Here is a 248-nt window from a genome sequence, read left to right as displayed (position 1 = left end):
TTAATAGAATCCCATATTCCAACTGCACTATCCCATTTTTCTTGAGTCCATTCTTTTACGTTATTCCACTTCTCTCCCCACCATTCTCCGTTAAAGACAGTGGATTCCAAAACTCCACTAATGTACCCAGCTTGTTCCGCCCACCATTCTGAATTAAATAGCGTATTAGATGCTGTAGTTTTTATATCTTCCCATTTTTCACTTAAGTTCCCTAAAGAATTTTCTGCGGAAGTTTTAACACTTCCCCA

1 protein-coding gene is annotated in these 248 nt (G+C 38.3%); it reads right to left on the bottom strand.

Annotated elements, in window-relative coordinates; translation table 11 throughout:
• Positions 1–248, bottom strand: a 248-nt coding sequence (locus SB822_RS59600) for a hypothetical protein (RefSeq protein WP_410859438.1), incomplete at both ends; no start/stop codon positions are given.

The organism is Paraburkholderia sp. SIMBA_054, assembly GCF_046534875.1.
GTDB lineage: Bacteria > Pseudomonadota > Gammaproteobacteria > Burkholderiales > Burkholderiaceae > Paraburkholderia > Paraburkholderia hospita.
This window is presented reverse-complemented; position numbering and strand designations above follow the sequence as displayed.